The sequence below is a fragment of the Blautia sp. ZXY-1-C6 genome (genome assembly GCF_056339875.1).
The window spans coordinates 1-1,319 of the sequence record NZ_JBWJVQ010000027.1; the positions used below are offsets into that span (position 1 = coordinate 1).

At 47.1% G+C, this 1,319-nt stretch carries 3 protein-coding genes; 1 reads left to right on the forward strand and 2 read right to left on the reverse strand.

Features of this window, described 5'->3' with window-relative positions; translation table 11 throughout:
• Positions 1-346 (forward strand): hypothetical protein (locus AC075J_RS01390; RefSeq protein WP_476389875.1); only part of this gene is annotated, 346 nt, incomplete at its 5' end.
• 182 nt (positions 347-528) lie between these two features.
• Here AC075J_RS01390 and AC075J_RS01395 read toward each other — a convergent pair.
• Entirely contained in the window at positions 529-732 is a 204-nt protein-coding gene (locus AC075J_RS01395; protein WP_117457836.1) for a helix-turn-helix domain-containing protein, read from the reverse strand.
• Complete coding sequence (locus tag AC075J_RS01400; protein WP_118512300.1) at positions 710-1,168, reverse strand: RNA polymerase sigma factor; 459 nt, start codon at positions 1,166-1,168, stop codon at positions 710-712. Before AC075J_RS01400 ends, AC075J_RS01395 begins: the two co-directional genes overlap by 23 nt.
• Positions 1,169-1,319: the final 151 nt, after the last annotated feature.

The following is a 1,319-nucleotide window of genomic DNA, read 5'->3' on the forward strand; positions in this document are numbered from 1 at the left end:
CATGGTAAAACCTCCTTTCTGTGTGTGGTGTCCTCTCACTAATAGGAGAAAAACGGGGTGTGAAGCGGAACTGTTTTTGAAAAATCCGAAAAAATATTTTGAGGGATTTTTAAGCGGCGCAAGCCGCATAAGCAGGGTTTGGGGAAGGCACTCCCCAACAAGATTCCCGCAGGGGCAAAATGAGCGAAAAGCGAATTTTGGTACTGCGGTAGAATCTTGCTCTAAAAAATTGCCACTTCGCCCCTCCAACCATTACTACAATTTGAAAAGGGCGTTTTGGCTTGTTTTCATAAATAAAGCGAATGAAATTTTTCGGTCTGCCCGCTGTTCATCACTAAAACGGTAGCGGTGTTTCTTTTGGCAAAGACACGGCTGCATTTTTCGTAAATCTCCCCTTAATCCCTACTACACCGGAACAGGCACTTTTGCCAAATGGAACGGAAAGATTTTTTGAAAAAGGGCGTAAAAAAAGCAGCAAATCTTTTCAGACTTACTGCTTGTATGCCGCTGTGATGGGCGGTGGGTTATTCAGTTGTCACGGTCAAAGCGGAATTTGAACAGGCTTTCTATCAGTTTTTGAATGATATGCTCCTGCATTTCCACATTGATATGACCGTCCATTTTGGAACAGGCTCGGATATATCCAGCATAGTGGGATAGCACGGCTGCAACGGCTTCCGGGTCACCCTCGCTTGCCTTTACTATTGTTTCATAGGGAAGTAGCTGGCTCATGGTGTAAGCCCTCCAACTCTGCCTGCAATCTCTGTAAAATTATCTGTATGTGCCTCCCAGTGGTGCTGTGTGTCCGTCCGTACCGCTTGCCGATTTCCTTATGGGTCATACGCTCAAAGTAGTACAGATAAATGATTTCCTGTTCCATTTCCGATAGAGAGGACAGGGCTGCGGCAAGGTGCGGACTTTTCAACAGGACAGTTTGACCGCAAGCCGTAAATGGATATTCCATGCTTGTCGGCACTTCTGCAAAGTATTCATCTGTTGTACTGAACGGATAATGCTTTTCGTCCATGAGGTAGTCAAGGGAGATTTCCTTGCCTCGGCGGCTTCGTATACTCTGTGCTGCGTCTATGGCAGCGTGGCGAATAACAATCATACAAAAGGCATTGTGAGTGTGCCGGATATGCTCTTGATATTTTTCGTGTTCGGTCATGGAAAATACCCCCTTTCTGAATAGTGACAGAGGGCGGCAGCCTTTTAAGCTGTCGCCCTCTTGATTGCCGAACAGCAAAGACGGGCGGGGCTGTCAACGGCGGGCGCAGCCCGTTCATCTTACCGTTGACTGGCTCTGCTGGTTTTGCTAC

Excerpts from the sequence above, each read along its gene's own strand:
- AC075J_RS01400 (WP_118512300.1), bottom strand. The coding sequence starts at position 1,168 with ATGACCGAACACGAAAAATATCAAGAGCATATCCGGCACACTCACAAT.
- AC075J_RS01395 (WP_117457836.1), bottom strand. The coding sequence starts at position 732 with ATGAGCCAGCTACTTCCCTATGAAACAATAGTAAAGGCAAGCGAGGGT.